Source organism: Streptomyces sp. NPDC101160, from assembly GCF_044768205.1.
Classification (GTDB): domain Bacteria; phylum Actinomycetota; class Actinomycetes; order Streptomycetales; family Streptomycetaceae; genus Streptomyces.
In genome coordinates, this window is record NZ_JBIWPJ010000008.1 from 269,770 (window position 1) to 293,244 (window position 23,475).

General features: G+C 69.8%; 22 protein-coding genes. 4 read left to right on the forward strand and 18 right to left on the reverse strand.

The annotated features are described in order from the left end of the window. Positions 1-5 precede the first annotated feature (5 nt). The 6 genes from ACIRSU_RS26980 to ACIRSU_RS27005 all read right to left on the reverse strand — a co-directional run bounded on the left by ACIRSU_RS26980 (position 6) and on the right by ACIRSU_RS27005 (position 6,332). Positions 6-956 carry a helix-turn-helix transcriptional regulator gene (locus tag ACIRSU_RS26980; protein WP_403797075.1) on the reverse strand — a complete coding sequence of 317 codons (951 nt, stop codon included), beginning with the start codon at positions 954-956 and terminating at the stop codon, positions 6-8. A 16-nt stretch (positions 957-972) separates the two neighbouring features. Then, entirely contained in the window at positions 973-1,929 is a 957-nt protein-coding gene (locus tag ACIRSU_RS26985) for a helix-turn-helix transcriptional regulator (RefSeq protein WP_403797078.1), read from the reverse strand. Between the two features lie 178 nt (positions 1,930-2,107). After that, positions 2,108-2,488, reverse strand: a complete 381-nt coding sequence (locus tag ACIRSU_RS26990; RefSeq protein ID WP_403797080.1) for an FKBP-type peptidyl-prolyl cis-trans isomerase — start codon at positions 2,486-2,488, stop codon at positions 2,108-2,110. Positions 2,489-2,548: 60 nt separating this feature from the next. Next, positions 2,549-3,487 (reverse strand): FKBP-type peptidyl-prolyl cis-trans isomerase, encoded by a 939-nt coding sequence (locus ACIRSU_RS26995; RefSeq protein WP_403797082.1) that lies wholly within the window; start codon positions 3,485-3,487, stop codon positions 2,549-2,551. 142 nt (positions 3,488-3,629) lie between these two features. Next, entirely contained in the window at positions 3,630-4,991 is a 1,362-nt protein-coding gene (pafA, locus tag ACIRSU_RS27000; RefSeq protein WP_403797085.1) for a Pup--protein ligase, read from the reverse strand. Positions 4,992-5,054: 63 nt separating this feature from the next. Continuing rightward, complete coding sequence (locus ACIRSU_RS27005) at positions 5,055-6,332, reverse strand: MFS transporter (RefSeq protein WP_403797088.1); 1,278 nt, start codon at positions 6,330-6,332, stop codon at positions 5,055-5,057. A gap of 156 nt (positions 6,333-6,488) precedes the next feature. Between ACIRSU_RS27005 and ACIRSU_RS27010 the strand changes: the two genes are divergently transcribed. Further along, positions 6,489-7,508: a LacI family DNA-binding transcriptional regulator gene (locus ACIRSU_RS27010; RefSeq protein WP_403797091.1), complete on the forward strand. Its 1,020-nt coding sequence runs from the start codon at positions 6,489-6,491 to the stop codon at positions 7,506-7,508. Positions 7,509-7,591: 83 nt separating this feature from the next. On the opposite strand, the gene prcA is transcribed toward ACIRSU_RS27010, so the two are convergent. From prcA to arc, 6 genes are all read right to left on the reverse strand, one after another. Then, entirely contained in the window at positions 7,592-8,344 is a 753-nt protein-coding gene (gene prcA, locus ACIRSU_RS27015) for a proteasome subunit alpha (RefSeq protein WP_403797093.1), read from the reverse strand. Between the two features lie 49 nt (positions 8,345-8,393). Further along, positions 8,394-9,233, reverse strand: coding sequence for a proteasome subunit beta (gene prcB / locus ACIRSU_RS27020; RefSeq protein WP_403797095.1), 840 nt, complete (start codon positions 9,231-9,233; stop codon positions 8,394-8,396). Beyond that, positions 9,185-9,598 (reverse strand): endonuclease VII domain-containing protein, encoded by a 414-nt coding sequence (locus ACIRSU_RS27025; RefSeq protein ID WP_403797096.1) that lies wholly within the window; start codon positions 9,596-9,598, stop codon positions 9,185-9,187. Before ACIRSU_RS27025 ends, prcB begins: the two co-directional genes overlap by 49 nt. Before the next feature lie 223 nt (positions 9,599-9,821). After that, positions 9,822-10,034, reverse strand: coding sequence for a ubiquitin-like protein Pup (locus tag ACIRSU_RS27030; RefSeq protein WP_175439096.1), 213 nt, complete (start codon positions 10,032-10,034; stop codon positions 9,822-9,824). Between the two features lie 168 nt (positions 10,035-10,202). Continuing rightward, positions 10,203-11,723: a depupylase/deamidase Dop gene (gene dop / locus ACIRSU_RS27035; RefSeq protein WP_403797098.1), complete on the reverse strand. Its 1,521-nt coding sequence runs from the start codon at positions 11,721-11,723 to the stop codon at positions 10,203-10,205. Between the two features lie 164 nt (positions 11,724-11,887). Then, positions 11,888-13,654, reverse strand: a complete 1,767-nt coding sequence (gene arc / locus ACIRSU_RS27040) for a proteasome ATPase (protein ID WP_403797101.1) — start codon at positions 13,652-13,654, stop codon at positions 11,888-11,890. Between the two features lie 242 nt (positions 13,655-13,896). On the opposite strand from arc, the gene ACIRSU_RS27045 reads away from it, so the two are divergent. Then, positions 13,897-14,208, forward strand: coding sequence for a ferredoxin (locus ACIRSU_RS27045; RefSeq protein ID WP_403797104.1), 312 nt, complete (start codon positions 13,897-13,899; stop codon positions 14,206-14,208). A gap of 35 nt (positions 14,209-14,243) precedes the next feature. Here the strand turns inward: ACIRSU_RS27045 and ACIRSU_RS27050 are convergent, their stop codons facing one another. The 3 genes from ACIRSU_RS27050 to ACIRSU_RS27060 form a co-directional block, all read right to left on the reverse strand. Continuing rightward, positions 14,244-14,807, reverse strand: coding sequence for a hypothetical protein (locus tag ACIRSU_RS27050; RefSeq protein ID WP_403797106.1), 564 nt, complete (start codon positions 14,805-14,807; stop codon positions 14,244-14,246). A gap of 220 nt (positions 14,808-15,027) precedes the next feature. Continuing rightward, on the reverse strand, positions 15,028-15,915 hold the full coding sequence (locus ACIRSU_RS27055; RefSeq protein WP_019884997.1) for a tRNA (adenine-N1)-methyltransferase: 888 nt from the start codon (positions 15,913-15,915) through the stop codon (positions 15,028-15,030). Between the two features lie 18 nt (positions 15,916-15,933). Continuing rightward, positions 15,934-17,067: a site-2 protease family protein gene (locus ACIRSU_RS27060; RefSeq protein ID WP_403797518.1), complete on the reverse strand. Its 1,134-nt coding sequence runs from the start codon at positions 17,065-17,067 to the stop codon at positions 15,934-15,936. Between the two features lie 227 nt (positions 17,068-17,294). Here ACIRSU_RS27060 and ACIRSU_RS27065 point away from each other — a divergent pair, with 227 nt between their 5' ends. Both ACIRSU_RS27065 and ACIRSU_RS27070 read left to right on the forward strand, forming a co-directional pair. Next, positions 17,295-18,155 (forward strand): RecB family exonuclease, encoded by an 861-nt coding sequence (locus ACIRSU_RS27065; protein ID WP_403797109.1) that lies wholly within the window; start codon positions 17,295-17,297, stop codon positions 18,153-18,155. Positions 18,156-18,228: 73 nt separating this feature from the next. Continuing rightward, positions 18,229-18,900: a response regulator transcription factor gene (locus tag ACIRSU_RS27070; RefSeq protein ID WP_132914643.1), complete on the forward strand. Its 672-nt coding sequence runs from the start codon at positions 18,229-18,231 to the stop codon at positions 18,898-18,900. A gap of 72 nt (positions 18,901-18,972) precedes the next feature. Here the strand turns inward: ACIRSU_RS27070 and ACIRSU_RS27075 are convergent, their stop codons facing one another. From ACIRSU_RS27075 to ACIRSU_RS27085, 3 genes are all read right to left on the reverse strand, one after another. Next, positions 18,973-20,556, reverse strand: coding sequence for an ABC transporter substrate-binding protein (locus ACIRSU_RS27075; RefSeq protein ID WP_403797112.1), 1,584 nt, complete (start codon positions 20,554-20,556; stop codon positions 18,973-18,975). Between the two features lie 69 nt (positions 20,557-20,625). Continuing rightward, entirely contained in the window at positions 20,626-22,215 is a 1,590-nt protein-coding gene (locus ACIRSU_RS27080; RefSeq protein ID WP_403797114.1) for an ABC transporter substrate-binding protein, read from the reverse strand. A 470-nt stretch (positions 22,216-22,685) separates the two neighbouring features. Next, positions 22,686-23,393, reverse strand: a complete 708-nt coding sequence (locus ACIRSU_RS27085; RefSeq protein ID WP_403797117.1) for an HAD family hydrolase — start codon at positions 23,391-23,393, stop codon at positions 22,686-22,688. Between the last annotated feature and the right edge of the window lie 82 nt (positions 23,394-23,475).

Genomic DNA, 23,475 nt, shown 5'->3' on the forward strand with positions numbered 1-23,475 from the left:
GCCGGTCAGCCCCCGTACGCGGCGAGCGCCGCCGTCGCCGCCTCCCGCGCGCTGTCCGCGAGCTCGGCCGGGCCCACGATCCGCCCGTCGCTGCCGAGCCGCAGCGCGAGCCGCCGCAGCGAAGCCGGCGCCGGGGTGCGCAGGGTGATCCGCAGACCGCCGTCGGGCAGCTCCTCGGCCACGTCGTGCGGGTAGTACTCGGCGACCCAGCGGCCGCCGGGCCCGACCTCCACCACGACCTCCGGGTCCTCGGCGGACGGCTGCACCAGCCCCTCCGACAGGTCCCGCAGCTCGATCTCCGGCGGCGCGGCCGGCGCGTCGAGGATCCGGATCTCCGCGACCCGGTCGAGCCGGAAGGTGCGCCGCGCCTCGGAGAGCCGGCACCACGCCTCCATATAGGTGTGGCCGACGGCGAACAGCCGGATCGGATCCACCTCGCGCTCGGTGAGCTCGTCGCGCGCGGGCGAGTAGTAGCGCAGCCACAGCCGGCGGCGCTCCGAGATCGCCCGGTCGACCTCGGCGAAGACCCCGCCCTCGGACTCGAAGGTCACCGAGAGCCGCGAGCTGGCGCCGGCCGCCTCGCCGGCCGCCGCCTCCAGCTTGGCGGTGGCGCGCAGCAGCGCCTCGCGGTCGCCCTCGCGCAGCCCGGGCAGGGTCGCCACCGCGCGCGCCGCGACGAGCAGCGCGGTCGCCTCGTCGGCGGCGAGCCGCAGCGGCTCGGCGACGTCGTCCGGGTTGTGCCACCAGATGCGGTCGCCGTCGGTGTCGATGTCGAGCAGGTCGCCGCCGCGGAAGCTGGTGCCGCACATCGGCAGCACGTCCAGGTCCGAGATCAGCTCGTCCTCGGTGATCCCGAAGGCACGCGCGACGTCGGCGACGTGCGCGCCGGGACGCTCGCGGAGATAGGTGACGAGGGAGAGCATGCGCCTCGTCTGGTCGATGGCGTTGACGGCCACGGTCGTTCCTCTTCCCTCAGCCCTTGGCCACGGCGCGCAGCCGGTCCACCACGTCGGCCCGCAGGTCGGCAGGGTCCAGGACGACCACGTCCGGGCCGAACTCCACCAGCCAGGCGTCCAGCCCGTGCCCGTACGGGATCTCCAGCTCGTCCCAGCCGTCGGCGCCCTCGGTCACGGACTGGGCGCGGGCGCGCAGCGGATAGCCGCAGCCGGCCCGCAGCCGGATCCGGGCGGAGCGGGTGGCGGTCTCGCCGGCCCAGCTCTCGACGGTCTCGCGGACGGTGACGACGTCGGGCACGGGCGCGGTGAAGGCGCCGGCCCGGGAACGCACCTTGCCGGTGATACGGGACAGCCGGAAGACCCGCTCGGCGCCCCGGTCCCGGTCCCAGCCCGCCAGGTACCAGTGGCCGCGCCAGCACTCCAGGACCCACGGCTCCACCTGCCGGGTCTCGGGGCGGGCGGCGTTGGCCTTGCGGTAGTCGAAGACGACCGGGCGGCGGTCGCGGCAGGCCAGCATCAGCGGCTCGAAGGCGGCCTCGTGGACCGGGATGCGCGGTTCGAGGGCGCTGTGCCGGTCGTCGTACGAGTCCTCCGCCTCCGGCATCCCGGCCGCGCGCAGCTTCTGCAGGGCGCCGCTGGCGGCCCCGGCCAGGCGGGCCTGCTGCCAGACCTTGGCGGCCAGGCCCAGGGCCGCGGCCTCCTCTGCGTCGAGGGTGATGGGCGGCAGCCGGTTGGAGTCGCGGCGGGCCAGGTAGCCGGTCTCGCCGTCCAGGTTCTCTACGGTCTCGATGACCAGACCGAGCTCGCGCAGATCGTCCTTGTCGCGCTCGAACATCCGGTTGAAGGCGTCCTCGCCCGTCGCCTCCATGTACGCCTCGATGGAGCCGCGGAGCTCTCTCTTGCTCAGTGGCCGGCGGGTCCCGAGCAGGCACAGCGCAAGATTCATCAGCCGCTCGGCCTTGGCAATCGCCATCGACGCCCCGCACCCTCTTCTGCCGTCTCGGCTACTCGGATCGACTTCTCGGCTTCTCGAAACTTCTTGAGACGTCCGACCGTACCGCTCCGCGCGGCCCCGACAAAAGCCGGGACAAACGCCCGAGGACCCCCACCACAGGGGCGGGGGTCCTCGGGACCTGGACGAATCCGTCAGGTCAGTGCTTGGTGACGCCCACGAGGTCGCAGACGAAGATCAGCGTCTCGCCCGGCTTGATCTTGCCACCGGCGCCACGGTCGCCGTAGGCGAGGTGCGCGGGGATGACCAGCTTGCGGCGGCCACCGACCTTCATGCCCTGCACGCCCAGGTCCCAGCCCTGGATGACCTGGCCGGCACCCAGGCGGAACGGCAGCGCGGAGCCACGGTTCCAGGACGCGTCGAACTCCTCGCCGGAGTCGAAGGACACACCCACGTAGTGGACCAGGACGTCGTCCCCGGCCTCGGCGACGGCGCCGTCGCCTTCCCAGATGTCCTTGATCTCCAGGTCGGTGGGCGCGGGGCCCTCCGGGAAGTCGATCTCGGGCTTCTCGATGCTCACTGCAGTGCGCTCCTCATACGATGAACCGCGCGGACTGTGGCCCGCGCGACCGGGACAGTCTTACATCTTCGCCAGGATGTCGACGGAGAACACCAGCGTGGAGTTCTTCGGGATGCCCTGCTTCTCCTGGTCGCCGAACGCCTCCGACGGCGGCGCCACGATCAGGATGCGGCTGCCGACCTTCTTGCCGGCGATGCCGTCCTTCAGACCCTTCAGGGTCAGCTGCCCCAGCGGGAAGTTGGCCGGCTTGCCCATGGTGTAGGTCGAGTCGAAGACCTTGCCGTCCTTCCACAGGGCGGCGACGTAGTTCACGACGACCGTGTCGGTGTCCTTCACGACCTCGCCCTTGGACTCCAGGACGTAGTTGGAGACCAGCTTCGTGGGCGGGTTCACCTTGGGGACCGTCAGCGAGGGCTGCTTGCCGTCGGTGTTGGTGCCGACCTTCGGCAGGTCCTTGTTGTCCTGGGCGACGACCGTGCCCTCGGCCGACTTCGGGATCGTGACGGCCTTCAGGATGTCGACCACGAACACCAGGGTGGCGTTGGGCTTGATGTCGCCCTGGCCCTGCGCCCCGTAACCGAGCTCCGGCGGAATGCCGATCTCGACGCGGCTGCCGACCTTCTGGCCCTCCAGGCCCTGGTCCCAGCCCTTGATGACCTGGCCGGCGCCGAGCGTCAGCTCGAAGGGCTGCTTCCGGTCGAAGCTGTTGTCGAAGGGGGTGGTCTCGTCCCACTCCTGCCCCAGGTAGTTCACCTGGAGCGCGTCGCCCTTCTTCGTCACCGCGCCCGTGCCCTCGCTGAGGACGTTGACCTTGAGGGCCTTGGGCGGGTCGCCCACACCCTTCGCGAGGGTCGGCTTCTCCCCGAACTTCTCCCCCGCGGTGATGGCGGGAAGCCCGTTCTTCATCGAACCGGATTCGGAGCCCTTGTCGTCGCCACCGCAGGCCGCTGTGGTCAACAGCAGCAGCGGGACGACGAGCAGGCCGGCAAGTCGGCGCACTGGTTCCTCAGATCTCAGACGGCACAGTAGTTGTCCGGACACTCTAGGGGACCGCTCCGTGATGCCGTCGGCCCCGCACGCGGAACGTGCGGGGCCGAGGAGTGCAGCCGTACGAACGACGGTACGGATCGCCGTACGCGTCCTACATTCCGGCGATCAGCTTTTCCACCCGGTCGTCGACCGACCGGAAGGGGTCCTTGCACAGCACCGTGCGCTGCGCCTGGTCGTTGAGCTTGAGGTGGACCCAGTCGACGGTGAAGTCCCGGCGCTGCTCCTGCGCGCGGCGGATGAAGTCGCCACGGAGCCGGGCCCGGGTGGTCTGCGGGGGCACGGACTTGCCCTCGAAGATCTTCACGTCGTTGCACACCCGCGCCGCCTGCCCGTTCTTCTGGAGCAGGTAGTACAGCCCCCGGCGGCGGTGGATGTCGTGGTACGCGAGGTCTATCTGCGCGACCCGCGGGTGCGACATGGTCATGTTGTGCTTGGCCCGGTACCGCTCGATGAGCCTGTACTTCATGACCCAGTCGATCTCGGTCTCGATGCGGTCGAGCTGCTCCTCCTCGATGGCGTCGAGGGTGCGGCCCCACAGTTCCAGGACCTGGGCGACGGTGCCGCTGCGGATGCCGCGGCGGTCGACGAAGTCGGACGCCTTCTCGAAGTACTCCCTCTGGACCTCGAGGGCGGAGGCCTCGCGGCCGCTGGCCAGCCGGACCTTGCGCTGGCCGGTGATGTCGTGGCTGACCTCGCGGATGGCCCGGATCGGGTTCTCCAGGGTCAGGTCGCGCATCACCGTGCCCGCCTCGATCATGCGCAGCACCAGGTCGGTGGCGCCGACCTTCAGCAGCATGGTCGTCTCGGACATGTTGGAGTCGCCGACGATGACGTGGAGCCGGCGGTAGCGCTCGGCGTCCGCGTGCGGCTCGTCGCGGGTGTTGATGATGGGGCGCGACCGGGTGGTGGCGGAGCTGACGCCCTCCCAGATGTGCTCGGCGCGCTGGGAGACGCAGTAGACGGCACCGCGCGGGGTCTGCAGCACCTTTCCGGCGCCGCAGATGAGCTGACGGGTGACGAGGAACGGAATGAGGATGTCCGCGAGCCGGGAGAACTCGCCGTGGCGGGCGACGAGATAGTTCTCGTGGCAGCCGTAGGAGTTTCCGGCGGAGTCGGTGTTGTTCTTGAAGAGATAGACGTCGCCCGCGATTCCCTCCTCGTGCAGGCGGCGTTCCGCGTCGACGAGGAGTCCTTCGAGAATGCGCTCGCCGGCCTTGTCGTGCGTGACCAGTTCGACCACGTTGTCGCATTCGGGAGTTGCGTATTCCGGATGCGAACCCACGTCAAGGTACAGGCGGGCGCCGTTCCGCAGGAAGACATTGCTGCTGCGGCCCCATGACACGACACGGCGGAAGAGGTACCGCGCCACTTCGTCAGGAGACAGTCGGCGCTGTCCCCTGAACGTGCACGTGACGCCGTACTCGTTCTCCAGCCCGAAAATGCGGCGGTCCATGTCAGAACATTACGCCTGACGGCCTCTTCTGAAACCGGGTTCGACGACCCCGTTCCGATCGATTTACTGCGCGTGCGCGTTCTTTTCGGCCTGCCCGGCCCGCGCGCCCTCGCTCCCGGCACCCCCGCTGACGGCGTGTCGCGGCCCCGGGACGGCCGTGAGGACCCGGCCGGTGGCGAGGAGGACGAGGAAGGCGACGAAGCCGCCGATCCCGGCCACGGCGAAACCGGCGGGGGTCCCGGCGAGTTCGACGGCCGGACCGGAGACGGCCGAGCCGAGGGCGGCGCCGACGCCGAAGGTGGTCACGAGCCACGAGAACGCCTCGGTGACCGTGCCGCTCGGGGCGTGCCGGTCGACCACGATGAAGGCACACGCCAGCGCGGGCGCCAGGAAGACACCGGCCAGGGCGGTGAGGGCGGTCATGGCCGCCGGGCCGGGCACGAGGAGCAGCGGCAGATAGCCGAGCGCGAGCAGCAGGACGAGCACCCGCAGCCGCCGTTCGGGCGCACCGGCCCACTGCCGGGCCCCGTAGACCGTGCCGCCGATCAGGGCACCGAGCCCGAGCGCGGCCATCAGCCAGCCGTAGACGGCCTGGTTGCCCCGGTCGTCCGCGTAGGCCACGGCGGCGACGGTGATGGAGCCCAGGGCGAGCCCGACGAAGAAGAACGAGCCCAGCAGGGCGAGCAGCCCGGGCGAGCGCAGCGCGCCCAGCCAGTGGGCCTCGCGGGGCGCGGAGCGCCAGGCGCGGGACGGCTTGGACAGCACCACGGACAGCGCGCCGACGACGCCGAGCAGGTTGATGACGACGAGCGCGGCGGCGGGCGACCAGAGCGCCACGAGCAGGGTCAGCAGCAGCGGCCCGACGGTGAACATGACCTCCTGGGCCACGGCGTCCATGGCGTACGCGCGGTGGACCCGGTCCTCGCGGCCGAGGACGCTCGGCCACAGCGCCCGCAGGCCGCCCTCCAGGGGCGGCGTGAAGAGCCCGGCCACCAGCATGGCCGCATAGGCCAGGAACAGGTTGCCGATGCCGGTGACGGCGAGCGCGGCCATGCCGAGGGCGGATATGACCGCGGCGGGCAGCTGGACCCGGGGCTGCCCCTTGAGGTCGACGGCGCGGCCGAGCAGCGGCTGGCCGACGGCGGTCGCCAGGCCGTACACGGCGATGAGGCCGCCCGCGAGGCTGTAGCTGCCTCCCTCGGCGCGCGTGAAGACGGTGATGGCGATGGGACCGGTGCCGTTCGGGAGCCGGCCGACGAGGGTGCCGACGAGCAGGCGCGCCGCATGCGGCGCGCGCAGGATGTCCAGATAGCCGCCGCTCGCCTTGGCCTCGGTGGCCATGTCGTCTCCCTCCCCGGGCATCCGCCTCAGGTTCCGCGTCTCGGATTCACGCTACGTTTTACGTATAACGTACGGCGTCATACGTACCATGTCGACACCACGCCGGTCCACCCGCGCGTGACCACCGACCAGCAGCCAGCCGCCGCGGAGGTACGCGTGCACAGCCCGGAACCCCCCGGCGGGAACCGCCCCACCAGCCGGGACGTCGCCGCAGCGGCCGGGGTCTCCCAGGCGACCGTCTCCCTCGTCCTCGGCGACAAATGGCGCGGCCGGGTCTCCGAGCGCACCGCCGGCGCCGTCCGCGAAGCCGCCGCACAGCTCGGCTACCGCCCCAACCTCGCCGCCCGCAACCTGCGCCTCGGCCGCACCCGCACCGCACTCCTGGTCGTCCCGGCGCTCACCAACGAGTTCTTCGCCCGCGTCTACCACGGCGCCGCCACCGTCGCCGCCCGGCACGGCTTCGGCGTGGTCCTCTACCCCTCCCCCGCCGGCATCGGCCCCGCCAAGGACCCCTTCGCCTCCGCCCGGGCCGCCCTGGACGGCGTCATCGCCTCCTCCATGGCCACCGACGCCCTCCAGGCCTTCGGCGGCACCGACCTGCCCCTCGTCATGCTGGACAGCGACCCCGCCGGCAGCGGCGCCGCCGCCCACGTCAACCTCGACATCGCCGACGGCATGCGCCAGGTCACCAGGCACCTGCTCGCCCTCGGCCACCGGCGCTTCCTGCACCTCGCCTCGGCCGTCCCGTCCTGGACCTTCGACGTCCGCGCCGCAGCCCTCGCCGAAACCCTGCACGGAGCCACCGTGACGACCGTACGAGCCCCCCTCGACGTCCAGGGCGCCCGCGAGGCCACCGAGCGCGCCCTCACCGCCCCCGGGCCCCGGCCCACCGCCGTCGTCTGCGACGACGACATCCTCGCCGCCGGCGCCTGCAAGGCCGCCCGCCGACTCGGCCTGCGCGTACCCGAGGACCTCTCCGTCACCGGCTTCGACGACCTGGCCCTCGCCACCGCCCTCGAACCCGAACTCACCACCGTCGGCCTGCCCGCCGAACGCATCGGCGAACGCGGCATGGCAGCCCTCCTCGCCGTCCTCGACGGCCGCGAGCCGGAGGCCGGAGACCTGCCCGTCAACCTGGTCGTACGGGACTCCTCGGGCCCTGCACCGACCGCCTGACGGCACTACGACGCGCGAGGGCCCCGGAACCGTACACAGATGTACGGCCCCGGGGCCCTCGTCCTCCGCCTGCGGCGTGGCCCCTAGTCCTCCGGGACCTCGTCCGACGGATCGTCCGTCTTCACGATGGACACGTCCTCCGCCTCAAGGAGACGCTTCAGCTGCCGGCCGACGATCCGCTTGAACTTGCGCTGCTGCGGACGCGTCCGGTCCAGAACCGCCACCTCCAGCCGCTCCGCGGGGATCTCCCGCTCCGTGCCGTTGGTGTCCCGGGACAGCGCCTGCACGGCAAGCTTCAGCGCCTCGGCGAGCGACATCCCGTCACGGTGCCGCTGGTCCAGGAAAGAGCTGATCTGCTCCGCGTTGCCACCGACCGCCACCGAGCCGTGCTCGTCGACGATCGACCCGTCGTGCGGCAGCCGGTAGATCTGGTCACCGTCGGGCTCCGTGCCGACCTCCGCGACGACCAGCTCCACCTCGTACGGCTTCTCCCCCGCGCTGGAGAAGATCGTGCCCAGCGTCTGGGCGTACACATTGGCCAGACCGCGGGCCGTGACGTCGTCACGGTCATAGGTGTAACCCCGCAGGTCGGCGTAGCGCACGCCACCGATGCGCAGGTTCTCGTACTCGTTGTACTTGCCGGCGGCGGCGAAGCCGATCCGGTCGTAGATCTCGCTGAACTTGTGCAGCGCGCGGGACGGGTTCTCGCCCACGAAGACGATGCCGTCGGCGTACTGGAGGACGACCAGGCTGCGACCGCGGGCGATGCCCTTGCGGGCGTACTCCGCCCGGTCGGCCATGGCCTGCTGAGGTGAGACATAGAACGGCGTGGACACCGGCTACCGTCCCTTTCTACTGGGCTTCTACAGAGTCGACGAGTGACGGTCAGAGCAGAGCGGCGCGCGGCCCGTCGGGCTGCTCCAGACGCCGCTCCGTGACCGACCGGGCCAGCTCGGAGGACTCCGCCTCCGTGAGCCTGCGGAAGCCCTCGTCGGTGATGACGGTGACGATCGGGAAGATCCTGCGGGCCAGGTCGGGCCCACCGGTCGCCGAGTCGTCGTCCGCCGCGTCGTACAGCGCCTGGACGACCAGCGTGGTGGCCTGCTGCTCGGTCAGGTCCTCCCGGTAGAGCTTCTTCATCGACCCGCGCGCGAAGATCGAGCCCGAGCCGGTGGCGGCGTACCCGTGCTCCTCGGAGCGGCCGCCCGTGACGTCGTAGGAGAAGATCCGGCCCTTCTCCCGGCTCTCGTCCCAGCCCGCGAAGAGCGGGACGACGGCGAGGCCCTGCATGGCCATGCCCAGGTTGCCGCGGATCATGGTGGACAGGCGGTTCGCCTTGCCCTCCAGGGAGAGCGTGGCGCCCTCCACCTTCTCGAAGTGCTCCAGCTCCAGCTGGAACAGCTTCACCATCTCCACGGCGAGGCCGGCGGTGCCGGCGATGCCGACCGCGGAGTACTCGTCGGCCGGGAACACCTTCTCGATGTCCCGCTGCGCGATCATGTTCCCCATCGTCGCCCGCCGGTCACCGGCGAGCACGACCCCGCCGGGGAAGGTCGCGGCGACGATGGTCGTCCCGTGCGGCGCCTCGACGATCCCCTCGGGGAGCTTCCGGTTGCCCGGGAGCAGGTCCGGCGAGTGGCTCGCCAGGAAGTCCATGAAGGACGAGGAGCCCGGCGTCAGGAAGGCAGCTGGTAGACGCCCGGTGCGATCAAAATTGGCTTCCACGCCTGTCCCTCCAGATATGAGATGGCCCGACGAAGAGTGTCGGGATCGTCTCCCAACTTGCCGATGCCCGAATTGCAGTTGAAGCACAGTACGCCACGGACCCTACCCGTCTCGTGACAATGATCCACATGCACGGGCCCGGGCCTCAGACAGATCGGACAGATGCCGAACTGCTCCTTGATCATCTCATCGCGCTCGGCCTCGGTGATGCCGTACTGGCGCTTGAGGTGGCCCGCCCGTCCCTGAACCTTGCGGCACGCCTTGCACCGGGTGGAGAGGCCGTCCGAAGCTGTGGAGTTGCGATGCCACTCGCTGTGCGGCTTGACCTCACCACACTGCCGGCAGAGCTTGTGCCCTTCCGGCACGTCCACCTTGCTTCGGACGGCCTTGCCTTTGGCCGCTTGCCGGATCCTGTAGCGCTCCGCGCTATAAGCAGCGACGCATTCCCGACACCTCGGCTGCAACCCGTCTCCGCGATTGCGATCCCTCGCGAATTCGGTCAGCGGGAGATCCCGCCCACAACCTCGACAATGCTTGGCCGCCTGCGACATCTCCCCACCCTCGCGACGTTCGCCTTCGATTCAAAGGCTACTGGCCACCTTTTTGCACGAAGCTTCGAACGAAGTCCTCGGCATTCTCCTCGAGTACGTCGTCGATCTCGTCCAGCACGGAGTCCACGTCGTCGCTCAGCTTCTCCTGGCGCTCCTTGAGGTCGGAGCTCGCCTCCGCTGTGGTCTCCTCGACCTCCTCGGTGGAACGCGTCGCCTTCTGCTGTCCGCCGCCGGTGTCCTTGGTCGCCATTTCCTCACCCCGCTCGAATCGGCCCGCTCGGTTAGGTCTGGTCTTACAAGATCAGACCCTACAAGCCGGGACTGACATCGGCCCCGCAGTTTCTGCAACGTCCGGGCACTGGTCTCATGATTCCCAGTGCCCGGGCATTTCAGCCGCGTTCGACCTACTCAGAAGTACTCAGCCGCCGGAGCCGCCGGAAAGGACGCGGACCAGTTCCTCCGCGGTCCGGCAGCGGTCCAGGAGTTCCTTGACGTGGTTCCGGGTACCCCGGAGGGGTTCCAGGGTGGGGACTCGCTGGAGCGAGTCCCGGCCGGGGAGGTCGAAGATGACCGAGTCCCAGGAGGCCGCGGCCACGTCGTCCGCGTACTGCTCCAGGCAGCGGCCGCGGAAGTAGGCCCTGGTGTCCTCCGGAGGGTTCGTCTCGGCCCGTTCGACCGTCGGCTCGTCCAGGAGTCGCTTCATGCGCCCGCGGGCCACCAGACGGTTGTACAGGCCCTTGTCGGGGCGTACGTCCGCGTACTGGAGGTCGACCAGGTGCAGCCGGGCCGCGTCCCAGTCGACACCGTCGCGGCGGCGGTAGCCCTCCATGAGCTCGCGCTTGGCGATCCAGTCCAGCTCGCCGGCGAGGCTCATGGGGTCGTTCTCGAGGCGGTTGAGCGTGTCCTCCCAGCGGACCAGGATGTCCTTGGTCTGCTCGTCGGCGTCCGACCCGTAGCGCTCGTCCACGTACTTCCTGGCCAGCTCGAAGTACTCCATCTGGAGCTGCACCGCGGTGAGTGTGCGTCCGCTGCGCAGCGTGATCAGGTACTGGAGCGTCGGGTCGTGGGAGACCTGGTGGAGGGTGCGTACCGGCTGGTCGACGGCGAGGTCGACGGTGATGAAGGCGTCCTCGATCATGGAGAGGACGAGCGCCGTGGTGCCCAGCTTGAGGTACGTGGAGATCTCGGAGAGGTTGGCGTCGCCGATGATCACGTGCAGGCGCCGGTACTTCTCGGCGTCGGCGTGGGGTTCGTCGCGGGTGTTGATGATGGGGCGCTTGAGCGTGGTCTCCAGGCCGACCTCGACCTCGAAGTAGTCGGCGCGCTGGCTGATCTGGAAGCCGTGCTCGCGGCCGTCCTGGCCGATGCCGACGCGGCCGGCGCCGGTGACGACCTGGCGGGAGACGAAGAAGGGCGTCAGGTGGCGCACGATGTCCGAGAAGGGGGTCTCCCGCTTCATCAGGTAGTTCTCGTGCGTGCCGTAGGAGGCGCCCTTGTTGTCGGTGTTGTTCTTGTAGAGGTGGATCGGCTGGGCGCCGGGGAGCTGGGCGGCCCGTTCGGCGGCCTCGGCCATGATCCGCTCGCCGGCCTTGTCCCAGAGGACGGCGTCGCGGGGGTTGGTGACCTCGGGGGCGCTGTATTCGGGGTGGGCGTGGTCGACGTAGAGCCGTGCCCCGTTGGTCAGGATGACGTTGGCGAGGCCGATGTCCTCGTCGGTGAGCTGGCTGGAGTCGGCGACCTCGCGGGCCAGGTCGAAGCCGCGGGCGTCCCGCAGCGGGTTCTCCTCCTCGAAGTCCCAGCGGGCGCGGCGCGCCCGGTGCATCGCCGCCGCGTAGGCGTTGACGATCTGGGACGAGGTGAGCATGGCATTGGCGTTGGGATGCCCGGGGACGGAGATCCCGTACTCCGTCTCGATGCCCATTACTCGCCGTACGGTCATGCGGCCCTCCTTGCCCGGCGCCGCTCCCCGCAGTCTGCGTGATTCGGCGGTACCCACGAGCCTAGAGCGGCCGCGCGCGTACGGGGAGATCAGAAGCGAATCATTGAGTGGAAAGCGACGGCTGCGGATGCCCGTTTCCGGACCTCCGCAGCCGGTGCGCGTCACTACAGGTACTGACCGGTATTGGCCACCGTGTCGATGGATCGACCGGTGTCCGCGCCCTGCTTTCCGGTGACGAGGGTGCGGATGAAGACGATCCGCTCGCCCTTCTTTCCGGAGATCCGGGCCCAGTCGTCGGGGTTGGTGGTGTTGGGAAGGTCCTCGTTCTCCTTGAACTCGTCCACGCATGCCTGGAGGAGGTGGGAGACGCGAATGCCCTTCTGGTCGTGGTCGAGGAATGCCTTGATGGCCATCTTCTTGGCCCGGTCGACGATGTTCTGGATCATCGCGCCGGAGTTGAAGTCCTTGAAGTAGAGGACTTCCTTGTCGCCGTTGGCGTACGTGACCTCGAGGAAGCGGTTCTCCTCGGATTCCGCGTACATCTGCTCGACCACGGACTGGATCATCGCGTGGGCGGCGGCTTCCTTCGATCCGCTGTGCTCGGCGAGGTCGTCGGCGTGCAGCGGGAGGGAGGAGGTGAGGTACTTGGCGAAGATGTCCTTGGCGGCCTCGGCGTCCGGACGCTCGATCTTGATCTTGACGTCGAGCCGGCCGGGGCGGAGGATCGCCGGGTCGATCATGTCCTCGCGGTTGGAGGCGCCGATGACGATGACGTTCTCCAGGCCTTCCACGCCGTCGATCTCGGCGAGCAGCTGGGGGACGATGGTGTTCTCCACGTCCGAGCTGACTCCGGATCCGCGGGTGCGGAAGAGGGATTCCATCTCGTCGAAGAAGACGATGACGGGGGTGCCCTCGCTCGCCTTCTCCCGGGCACGCTGGAAGACGAGGCGGATGTGCCGCTCGGTCTCGCCGACGTACTTGTTGAGGAGCTCGGGGCCCTTGATGTTCAGGAAGTAGGACTTCCCGGCGGGCTGGCCGGTCACCTCGGCGACCTTCTTGGCAAGGGAGTTGGCGACGGCCTTCGCGATGAGCGTCTTGCCGCAGCCGGGCGGGCCGTAGAGCAGGATGCCCTTCGGGGGCCGCAGTTCGTGCTCCTTGAAGAGGTCCGGGTAGAGGTACGGGAGCTCGACGGCGTCGCGGATCAGCTCGATCTGGTTGCCCAGACCGCCGATCTTGTCGTAGTCGACGTCCGGGACCTCTTCCAGGACGAGTTCTTCGACCTCGCTCTTGGGGACCACCTCGTAGACGTAGCCCGACCTGGGTTCCAGGAGCAGGGCGTCGCCGGGGCGGATGGTGATGTCGAGGAGCGGTTCGGCGAGTCGCACGACCCGTTCCTCGTCGGTGTGCCCGATGACCAGGGCGCGCTCGCCGTCCTCGAGGATCTCCTTGAGGGTGACGATGTCCCCGGCGCGCTCGAATTCCATGGCCTGGACCACGTTGAGCGCTTCGTTGAGCATGACTTCCTGGCCCCGCCTGAGCTCGTCGAGCTCGACGCTGGGGCTGACGTTCACCCGGAGCTTGCGGCCCCCGGTGAAGATGTCGCATGTGTCGTCCTCGTTGGCCTGCAGGAAGACACCGAAGCCGGCCGGTGGCTGTGCGAGCCGGTCGACCTCCTCCTTGAGGGCCACGATCTGGTCGCGGGCCTCACGGAGTGTATTGGCGAGCCGCTCGTTCTGCGCGGACACGCCGGCCAGGTTCGTCTGCAGCTCGACGATCCGCTCCTCGAGAATCCTCGTGTGACGCGGAGAGTCGGCGAGCTTGCGGCGCAGGACGGCGATTTCCTGCTCGAGATAGGCAACCTGACCGGCGGGGTCCTCAGACCCCCGCCCCGGCCGGATGCCGCGGTTGATGTCGTCGTCGTGGGCTGCCACGGTCCTCACCTCCTCCAAGGGGAGCTGGACGCTTCCTGACCCTACCTGGGCGGGTGGTGATTGAAACCCCTAGATCAAAAAGACTCCGGGGTGTGTCCGATCTTCACCCTTGCGCTTCCCCTCACGCCAGGGGAATACCCACCGCCGGGGCCCGCAAAAGCGGCCGGAGGTATCGTCATGGGTGGTCAACACCCGTCAGGCTTGGCCCGACTTGTCCGCGTGAAGCAGAAACGGCAGCAGATATGAGCGTGCAGAACGAGGCCCCGGCCGTGGGCGCCGACGAGGCGCTGGAGGTCTGGATCGACCAGGACCTGTGCACCGGGGACGGGATCTGTGCGCAGTACGCTCCGGAGGTCTTCGAGCTCGACATCGACGGGCTCGCGTATGTGAAGAGTGCGGACGACGAGCTGCTGCAGGAGGCGGGGGCGACGACGCCGGTGCCGCTGCCGCTGCTGCGGGACGTGGTGGACTCGGCGAAGGAGTGCCCGGGCGACTGCATCCATGTGCGGCGGGTGCGGGACGGTGTCGAGGTGTACGGTCCCGACGCCGAGTGACGGCCCGGTGACGGCGCTGTGGCGGGTCCGGCGGCTCAGACCGCGCGGGCCTGGTCCTGGGCGGTGCGGACGAAGGTTCCCGCACGCCAGCGCCAGGTGACCTGTTCGCTCTGGTCGGGGCAGCAGGTGGGCACGTCGGGGGACGAGTAGCCGAGCAGGGTGGCCCGGACGGCTCCGTCGCGGATGGCGAAGCCGGTCACGTTCTTCTGCTGTGCCGGTTCGACGAGGGTGGCGACGACGCGGGCCGCGGGCGTGCCGGTGCCCTTGCCGTGGGTGAGGACGTAGATGCCGCTGGGCGGTGTGCCGGAGCCGGCTTCGCAGTGTACGACTGCGACGGTCTCGGGGTTTCCGTCGCCGTCGAGGTCTCCGGTGGCCTTCTGGGCGATCTTGCTGGGGGCTCCCCCGCACTGCAGCGGGTAGTGGGCCGTGGTGGCGTCGGGGGCGGGCCGGGGTGCCGGCGGTGCGGCGGTGGCTCCGGCGGGTCCGGGCTGGATCAGGCCCGCGAGGGCGACGACTCCGGCCATCGCGGTGGCGGTGGCCAGCCAGTGCACCGGCCGGGCGTGGGTGTGCGCCAGGTCCGTGACGGCGGAGGTCTGCACGCGAGGAGTCTCCTGTGAGGTGGTGCGGAACGAGGAGTTGCGGGCATCGTGCCACACGTCACAGGCGGGCGGAACAGTCGGGGTGGTTTCCGGTGGGCCGGCCGTCGCGGGGCTGCGGGGCCTGGTCCGGACGCGCGTGTGCCGCCGTCGGTTTCCCGGCCCGTGGGCGGGAACTCGGCGGCGGCACGCGTACGTTGTCGGGGCGTCAGCCCCGGTGGTGTCAGCCCTTGTTGGGGCCTTCGTAGTCCTCGCCGTAGGCGCCCTTGGCGGGGCGGCGGCGGCGCATCGGGGGCTCGACGCCGTCCGCGAGGCGGCGGGCGGTGACGAGGAAGCCGGTGTGGCCGATCATCCGGTGGTCCGGGCGGACGGCCAGGCCCTCGACGTGCCAGTTGCGGATCATGGATTCCCAGGGCTGCGGTTCGGCGTAGCAGCCGAATTCGCGGATGGACTCCACGGTGCGGGCGAGCTGCGTGGTGGTGGCCACGTAGCAGCAGAGGATGCCGCCGGGGACGAGCGCCTTGGAGACGGCCTCCAGGCATTCCCAGGGGGCGAGCATGTCGAGGATGACGCGGTCGACGTCGGTGTCGGACAGGTTGTCCTGGAGGTCGCCGACGGTCAGCTGCCACGCGGGGTGCGGGCCGCCGAAGTAGCGCTCGACGTTGCCCTTGGCGATCTCGGCGAAGTCCTCGCGGCGCTCGTAGGAGTGCAGCATGCCGCTGTCGCCGATGGCTCGCAGCAGGAACGAGCTGAGCGAGCCGGAGCCGACGCCGGCCTCGACGACGCGGGCGCCGGGGAAGATGTCGGCGAATGCCAGGATCTGCCCCGCGTCCTTGGGGTAGACCACGGCGGCACCGCGGGGCATGGACAGGACGTAGTCGGGGAGCAGGGGGCGCAGCGCGAGGTAGGCGACGTTTCCCGTGGTACGGACAACACTGCCCTCGGGAGCACCGATCAGCTCGTCGTGCGGGAAGGAACCCTTGTGGGTGTGGAAGTTCTTCCCGGCTTCGAGCGTGAAGGTGTAGTGGCGTCCCTTGGGATCGGTGAGCTGGACCTGGTCCCCGACCTTGAAGGGCCCGCGACGGCGGGCGGCACCGGTCGGTTCGGACATGTGAACAGGGTACCGGTGTTACGAGGAGGGTCGTGCCATGGCCTTCACGAAGGCCTTCTCGACGTCGGTGGTGGACAGGACGCCGTAGATCTCGCCGCCGTCCTCCACCACCAGGTATTCGGTGGCGGGGCTGGCGCGGAGGTGGTCGAGGAGGGGCTGGCCGGTGAGGTCGGCGGGGACCTTCATGCCGTCGGTGAGGTCCTGGGAGAGGGCGCTGACGGCGACCCAGGGGCGGCGGTGCTGGGGGATGCCGGCGATGGCGGTCTCGCGGACGATGCCGGTGGGGGCGCCGTGGCCGTCGACGACGACGAGGGCGCGGGCGCCGGCCTCGTTGGCGCGGCGGAGGGCTTCGGAGAGGGGGGTGGCGGACTCGACGGGGATGGCGCGGCGGGTGAGGGTGCGGGCGCGCAGTTCGGGGAGGTGTTCGCGCAGGCGGGCCATGCGGAGGCTGTTTCCGGCGCCGGTCCAGATGATCGCGGCGAGGATCGCGGCGAGCAGGGCGTCGGTGACGGTGGTGAAGCCGGAGACGTTTTCGGTGGTGTTGCCGAGCAGGCCGGTGCGGGTGAGCAGGGGCAGGCCGATGAGGACGGTGACGGCGAGGGCGCGGCCGACCCAGGCGGCGGCGACGGTGCCGCTCATGGCGTTGCCGGTGATCTTCCAGACGACGGCGCGGAGCATCCGGCCGCCGTCGAGGGGGAGGCCGGGGAGCAGGTTGAAGACGGCGACGATCAGGTTGGAGATCATCAGGCCGCCGAGCAGCACGGAGGGGACGGTGCCGGGTTCGACGGCGTAGAGGCCGGCGTAGAAGACGCCGGCGAGGACGAGGGAGAGGAGTGGGCCGACGAAGGCGAGGAGGAATTCGCGGCCGGGGGTCTCGGTCTCCTTCTCGATCTCGGAGACGCCGCCGAAGAACTGGAGCTGGATGCGGCGCACGGGGAGTCTGAAGCGGAGCGCGGCGAGGGTGTGGGCCAGTTCGTGGACGAGTACGGAGGCGTAGAAGGCGATCGCGAAGAAGAGCGAGACGAGGTAGCGCAGGGCGCCGAGTTCGGGCAGGACGCGGTCGATCTGGTCGCCGAAGACCCAGGTGATGAGGGCGGCGACCAGGAACCAGCTGGGGGCGACGTAGACGGGCACGCCGAAGGGGCGGCCCATGAGGATGCCGCCGCCGGGCTCCTCGGTCCGCTGCGGCTTGGACTCGTCCTGGTTCACGGGTTCCTTTCGTCGCCGAGCTGCTCGGCCCGCGTCACGCGGTCACGGTTCGATCATGTCGATGATGCAGTGCGACGGGTCCTGAGTCGATGGTATTCCGCGCGCGCCCGGTGAGCGGATCAGGGTCGGACGGGTACGCGCTGTCAGTGGTGGGCCGTACTGTCTTTGTCATGAGTACGAGCGAGCAGCCGCCGGTGGTTTCCTCGGCGGCCCGGACGCCCACGTCGTTGTCGCCGTCGCGGGCGAGTGACTTCATGCAGTGTCCCCTGCTGTACCGGTTCCGGGTGATCGACCGGCTGCCGGAGAAGCCGAGTGCGGCGGCGACGCGGGGCACGCTGGTGCACGCGGTGCTGGAGCGGCTGTTCGACGCGCCGGCGGTGGAGCGGACGGCGCCGCGGGCGAAGGCGCTGATTCCGGGGCAGTGGGACCGGCTGCTCGAGTCGCGGCCGGAGCTGGGCGAGCTGTTCGCGGAGGATCCGGCGGGCGAGCGTCTCGCGCAGTGGCTGACGGAGGCGGAGTCGCTGGTCGAGCGGTGGTTCACGCTGGAGGATCCGACGCGTCTGGAGCCGGCCGAGCGCGAGCTGTTCGTGGAGACGGAGCTGGCTTCGGGGCTGCGGCTGCGCGGGGTGATCGACCGGGTCGACGTGGCGCCGACGGGTGAGGTGCGGATCGTCGACTACAAGACGGGCAAGGCGCCGCGTCCGGAGTACAGCGAGGGCGCGCTGTTCCAGATGAAGTTCTACGCGCTGGTGGTGTGGCGGCTGAAGAGCGTGGTGCCGCGCCGGCTGCAGCTGGTGTATCTGGGCAGCGGGGACGTGCTGACGTACGACCCGGTGGAGGCGGATCTGCTGCGGGTGGAGCGCAAGCTGCTGGCGCTGTGGGAGGCGATCCGGCTGGCGACGGAGACGGGTGACTGGCGGCCGCGGCCGACGAAGCTGTGCGGCTGGTGCGATCACCAGGCGGTGTGTCCGGAGTTCGGGGGCACTCCCCCGGTGTATCCGCTGCCGGTGGTGCCCGCGCGCCCGGTGTGATCCGGGGGCCGCGCCCCGGCAGGGCAGAATGGGTGCCGTTCCGCCCTCCGTCTGAGCTCCTGAGGAGTTGTCCGTGGCTATCCGCGTCCTACTGGTCGACGACCAGCCGCTGCTGCGTACCGGTTTCCGGATGATTCTGGAGGCGGAGCAGGACATCGCGGTGGTGGGTGAGGCCGGTGACGGTCTGCAGGCCCTGGACCAGGTGCGGGCGCTGCAGCCCGATGTGGTGCTGATGGACATCCGGATGCCGCGGATGGACGGGGTGGAGGCGACCCGGCAGATCACGGGTCCGGGCCGGGACGGTCCGGCGAAGGTGCTGGTGCTGACGACGTTCGATCTGGACGAGTACGTGGTGGAGGCGCTGCGGGCGGGGGCGAGCGGCTTTCTGCTGAAGGACGCTCCGGCGACCGAGCTGGTGCAGGCGATCCGGGTGGTGGCGGCGGGCGAGGCGATGCTGGCGCCGTCGATCACGCGTCGGCTGCTCGACAAGTACTCGGCGCATCTGCCGTCGGGTGAGGAGCAGGTTCCGGACACGCTGAACACGCTGACGGACCGTGAGGTCGAGGTGCTGAAGCTGGTGGCGCGGGGTCTGTCGAACGCGGAGATCGCGGCGGATCTGTTCGTCAGCGAGACGACGGTGAAGACGCATGTGGGGCATGTGCTGACGAAGCTGGGTCTGCGTGACCGGGTGCAGGCGGCGGTGTACGCGTACGAGAGCGGTCTGGTGCGTCCCGGCGCGCAGTGATCGCCTGACGGTGTACGAGGAGGGCCCGGCGCGCACACAGCGCGCCGGGCCCTCTTCGTACGGCGGGCCGGGTCAGCCCTTCTTGATCTCCCAGAAGCGGAAGACGGTGGAGGCGTCGAGGGTCCATTCGAGGCCGGTGACGGTGTCGCGGGCGACGGCGTACTGCTTGCCCTGCCACAGCGGCAGGAAGGGCAGCTGGTCGGCGACGATGTCCTGGACCTTGCCGAAGTCGGCGGCGGTGGCGCCGCGGTCGGCGGAGGCGGCGGTCTTCGGGATGAGGTCGCCGGTGATCTTGTCGTTCTCGTAGTGGTTGCCGAGGACGTTGCCGTCGCCGAAGAAGGGCGCGGTGAAGTTGTCGGCGTCGGGGTAGTCGGGGACCCAGCCCTTGACGTAGACGCCGTACTTGCCGGCCTTGATGTCCTTCTCGTACTGGTCGTACTCCACCGACTTGACGTCGGCCTGGAACAGGCCGCTGTCGTTGAGCTGCTGGGCTATCGCCTTGAGTTCCTGGTCGGTGGCGGGGCCGTAGCGGCTGGGGGTGGACCAGAGGGTGAGCTTGACCGGGGTGGTGATACCGGCCGAGCGCAGGGCCTTCTTGGCGGCTTCCTTGTCGGGGCTGCCGTAGGTGTCGAAGAAGGCGGTGTTGTGGCCCGCGATGCCGGCGGGGACGATCGAGTAGAGCGGGGTGGCGGTCGACTTGTAGACGCCCTGGACGAGCGCATCGCGGTCGACGAGGTGGGCGATGGCCTTGCGTACGCCGAGCTTGCCGGCGACCGGGTCCTTCATGTTGAAGACCAGGTGCTGGACCTCGGCGCTGCTGCCCTGGACGACTTCCAGGCCCTTGTCGTCGGCGCTGGTGGAGCCTTCGATCGCGGCGATGTCGTCGGCGGACAGGCCACGGTAGGCGACGTCGATCTCGCCTGCGGACAGGGCCTTGGCGAGGCGTTCGCGGTCGCCGCGGTAGAGCTTGAGGGTGACGCCGCCGTTCCGCGGCTTGGCGGTGCCGTGGTAGTCGGCGTTGGCGGAGAAGTCGGCCTCGGTGTCGCTGAACGAGTCGAGCTTGTACGGGCCGGAGCCGACGGCCTTGCCGTCGGTGCGCAGCTCGGTGGCGGAGTACTCGCGGTGGTCGACGATGGAGCCGGCGCCGGAGGCGATCTTGCTGGGGAAGGTGGCGTCGGGGACCTTGAGCTTGAAGACGACGGTCTTCTCGTCGGGGGTCTCGATGCTCTGGATGGTGGAGAGCAGCGGGGCCGGGCCGGACGGGTCGTTGATCTTCAGCGCGCGCTCGAAGGAGAACTTGACGTCCTCCGAGGTGAGCGGGTTGCCGTTGGAGAACTTGAGGCCTTCGCGCAGGGTGCAGGTGTAGATCCTGCTGCCGGCGTCGAAGCCGCACTTGTCGGCGGCCTCGGGTTCGGGCAGGGAGCCGCCCTTGGGGAAGGCGAGCAGGGACTGGAAGACGTTGTTGAACAGCAGCCAGGAACCGGGGTCGTATCCGGCGGCGGGGTCGGTCGCCAGGATCTCGTCCGACATGCCGACGCGGACGGTGGGGCCGGCCTCGCCGGCGTCACCGCCCTGCTCGGTGCCGCAGCCGCTGAGCAGGGTGGCTGCCAGGCCGGCCGCGAGGGGGGCGGTCAGCCACTTGTTGTGTGCCTTCACAGAACTTGCCTCTTGATCTCTTGCCAGGCCGGCCGCGGGGGTGTCGCGCGGCCGGTACGAACGAAGGGGTCAGGCGGTGCCGCGGCCGAGCTCCCACAGGAGCAGGTCGGAGGAGGTGTTCAGCGACCATTCGACGCCGGTGATGTCGTCGCGGGCGGCCACGTACTGCTTGCCCTGCCACAGCGGGAGGATGGGCACGTCCTTGGCGACGATCTTCTGGATCTGCTCGAAGACGGGGGTCGCGGCGGTGCGGTCGGCCTCGCGGCGCGACTGCGGGATCAGCCGGTCACGGACGGACTGGTTGACGTAGGGGGTGTTGAGGAAGTTGTCGCTGTCGAGGAACGGGGCGACGTAGTTGTCCGGGTCCGGGTAGTCGGGGAACCAGCCGAGGCCGTAGACGGCGTAGTCGCCGCGCTTCTGGGCCGGGCGGAACTTGGCCCATTCGGTGCCCTGGATCTGGACGTCGAAGAGCTTGCTGGCGTTGAGCTGGCCGCGCAGCGCCTCGAACTCCTGGGCGGTCTCGGAGCCGTAGTGGTCGGTGGTGTAGTGCAGGGTGACCTTGACCGGGGTCTGCACGCCGGCGTCGCGCAGGATCTTGGCGGCCTTGGCGGTGTCGGGCTCGCCGTAGGTGTCGATGAACGAGGTGGCGTGGCCGGTGACGCTGGACGGGATCAGCGAGTAGAGCGGCTCGGCGGTGGGGCCGTACACCTTGCTGACCAGGGCGCCGCGGTCGACGACGGAGGCCATGGCCTGCCGGACGGCCTTGTCCTTGACGGCGGGGGCCTTGGTGTTGAAGCCGAGGTAGCGGATCTCGAGGCCGGGGACCTCGGTGAGGTTGATGCCGTCCTCGGGCTTCTCGGTGTGGTCCTTGATCTGCGCCTGCGACATGGCGCGGCCGGCCACGTCGATGCTGTCGTCGCGCAGCGCCTTGTCCATGCTCGCGGCGTCGTCGAAGGGACGCAGCTCGACCTTGTCGTTGCGCATGGTGATGTCGCCCTTGTAGTGGGCGTTCTTGGTGAAGACGAACTTCGTCACCTTGTCGCCGGCGACCTCGGCCTTGAGGGTGTACGGGCCGGAGCCGTCGACCTCGAAGCCCTTGCGCAGGGCCTTGCCGTCGTACTTGTCCTTGCTGAGGATGCCGGCGACGGGGGTGGAGATCTTGTACGGGAAGGTCGCGTCGGGCGTCTTGAGGTGGAAGATCACCTCGCGGTCGCCCTTGGTCTCGACGGTGTCGATGCCGGCGAGGAGGGCGGCCGTGCCGTTGTCGGACTTGATGGCGAGGACGCGCTCGACGGAGAACTTGACGTCGTCGGCGGTGACGGGGGTGCCGTCGGCGAAGGTGAGCCCGGAGCGGAGCTCGCAGCGGTAGCTCTCGCTCTCCTTGTCGGTGAAGGCGCAGCTCTGGGCGGCTTCGGGGACGGGCCGGCCGCCGCCGCGCGGGACGTGCATGAGCGTCTGGACGGTCTGGCGCAGGATGTTCCAGGCGCCGGTGTCGTACGCGTAGGCGGGGTCGAGCGGGGCGGGTGCGTCCGTGGTGGCGACGAACTGGTCCGTGGTGCCGACGACGATGGCCTTGCTCGCGCTGTCGTCGCCGCAGCCGGCGAGGACGGGCGTGAGCAGGGCTGCCGTGAGGGGCAGCACCAGGGTCTTGCGGTTCATCGGGACGATCTCCTTCACCGGCACGGGGTGACGGCCGGCAGTGGTACAGCGGCTTCGGTCACTCCGCCGGCCGCCCGGTCGGGGCGGGGCGATCGGGCCGTGAAGGGGTGCGATCGGTCCTGTGTACGCGGCGACTTCTGGGTGTTCGCCGGGGCACTCGGAGGGTGCGGCGGAGTACTCGCGAAAGACTAGTGGGCGGCGCCGCTGCCGCCGGACGGGGCGAGTCCGCGTGATGATCACGGGACGCCCATGAATACGGTCCGTTCGATACTCATGCACGGGAACGATTCGTACGTGGATGATCGAATCGGGACACTTGGGCAGGGTGTAACCGCCGGTTTCCGGACACTGCACGCAGACAGGCCACCCGCCGGTCGGCACTCTGCGTGACCAAGGTCACGCAGGGTCTTTCCGGTGGACGGCCTGAGGGCGGGTCTGGGGTCGGGCCCGGGACGGGGCCTGAGGGCGGCTCAGATGGTGTGCGGGCCGGCGATGAGCGTGCGCAGGAAGGGCACGTCGACCTCTTCGAGGGAGCGCACCACGACCCGGCCGGCGGAGGCCGCGATGGGAGCGACGGAGGGCACCGCAACCACCCGGCAGCCCGCCGCCTCGGCCGCGGCGACCCCGGTCGCGGTGTCCTCGACGACCGCGCACAGCGCCGGGTCGGCGTTCACCCCGCGGGCGGCGGTGAGGTACGGCTCGGGGTGCGGCTTCGTACGGGACACCTCGTCGCCCGCGACGGTCAGGGCGAAGCGGTCGCGGCCGAGCGAGGCGAGCACCCGGTCGATGATCCTGCGGTGCGAGGCGGAGACCAGGGCGGTCGGGATGTTGTGCTGGGCCAGCTCGGCGAGGAGACGCTCGGCGCCCGGCATCAGCGGCACGCCGCGGTCGATGCGCTGCTCGAACTTCTCGTTGAGCAGCACGGTGAGCTCGTCGAGGGTGATGTCCGCGCCGGTGGACTCGATGAGATAGCCGGCGCTGCGCGTCATCGGGCCGCCGACCACGACGTCCCGCCATGCCTCGTCGAGGCGATGCCCGAGGTCGGCGAAGACCTCCACTTCCGCGTCCCACCAGAAGCCCTCGGTGTCGACGAGGGTGCCGTCCATGTCGAGGAAGACCGCCTGCAGGGCGGAGCTGCCGTTGGCACGGAACAAGGACGCGGGGACCGTACTGGTCATCCGGCACACCTCCATGGAGGGACGAAGAGGCCGGCCTCCCAACCCGCAAGGGGGTGGGCGACCGGCCTGCACTGGACCAACC

Excerpts from the sequence above, each read along its gene's own strand:
- ACIRSU_RS27005 (WP_403797088.1), bottom strand. The coding sequence starts at position 6,332 with ATGGCCACCGAGGCCAAGGCGAGCGGCGGCTATCTGGACATCCTGCGC.
- pafA (WP_403797085.1), bottom strand. The coding sequence starts at position 4,991 with ATGGACCGCCGCATTTTCGGGCTGGAGAACGAGTACGGCGTCACGTGC.
- ACIRSU_RS27060 (WP_403797518.1), bottom strand. The coding sequence starts at position 17,067 with ATGGGCCGCCCCTTCGGCGTGCCCGTCTACGTCGCCCCCAGCTGGTTC.
- ACIRSU_RS26985 (WP_403797078.1), bottom strand. The coding sequence starts at position 1,929 with ATGGCGATTGCCAAGGCCGAGCGGCTGATGAATCTTGCGCTGTGCCTG.
- ACIRSU_RS27055 (WP_019884997.1), bottom strand. The coding sequence starts at position 15,915 with ATGTCCGAACCGACCGGTGCCGCCCGCCGTCGCGGGCCCTTCAAGGTC.
- ACIRSU_RS27045 (WP_403797104.1), top strand. The coding sequence starts at position 13,897 with ATGAGCGTGCAGAACGAGGCCCCGGCCGTGGGCGCCGACGAGGCGCTG.
- dop (WP_403797098.1), bottom strand. The coding sequence starts at position 11,723 with ATGACCGTACGGCGAGTAATGGGCATCGAGACGGAGTACGGGATCTCC.
- ACIRSU_RS27085 (WP_403797117.1), bottom strand. The coding sequence starts at position 23,393 with ATGACCAGTACGGTCCCCGCGTCCTTGTTCCGTGCCAACGGCAGCTCC.
- ACIRSU_RS27080 (WP_403797114.1), bottom strand. The coding sequence starts at position 22,215 with ATGAACCGCAAGACCCTGGTGCTGCCCCTCACGGCAGCCCTGCTCACG.
- ACIRSU_RS27030 (WP_175439096.1), bottom strand. The coding sequence starts at position 10,034 with ATGGCGACCAAGGACACCGGCGGCGGACAGCAGAAGGCGACGCGTTCC.
- ACIRSU_RS27065 (WP_403797109.1), top strand. The coding sequence starts at position 17,295 with ATGAGTACGAGCGAGCAGCCGCCGGTGGTTTCCTCGGCGGCCCGGACG.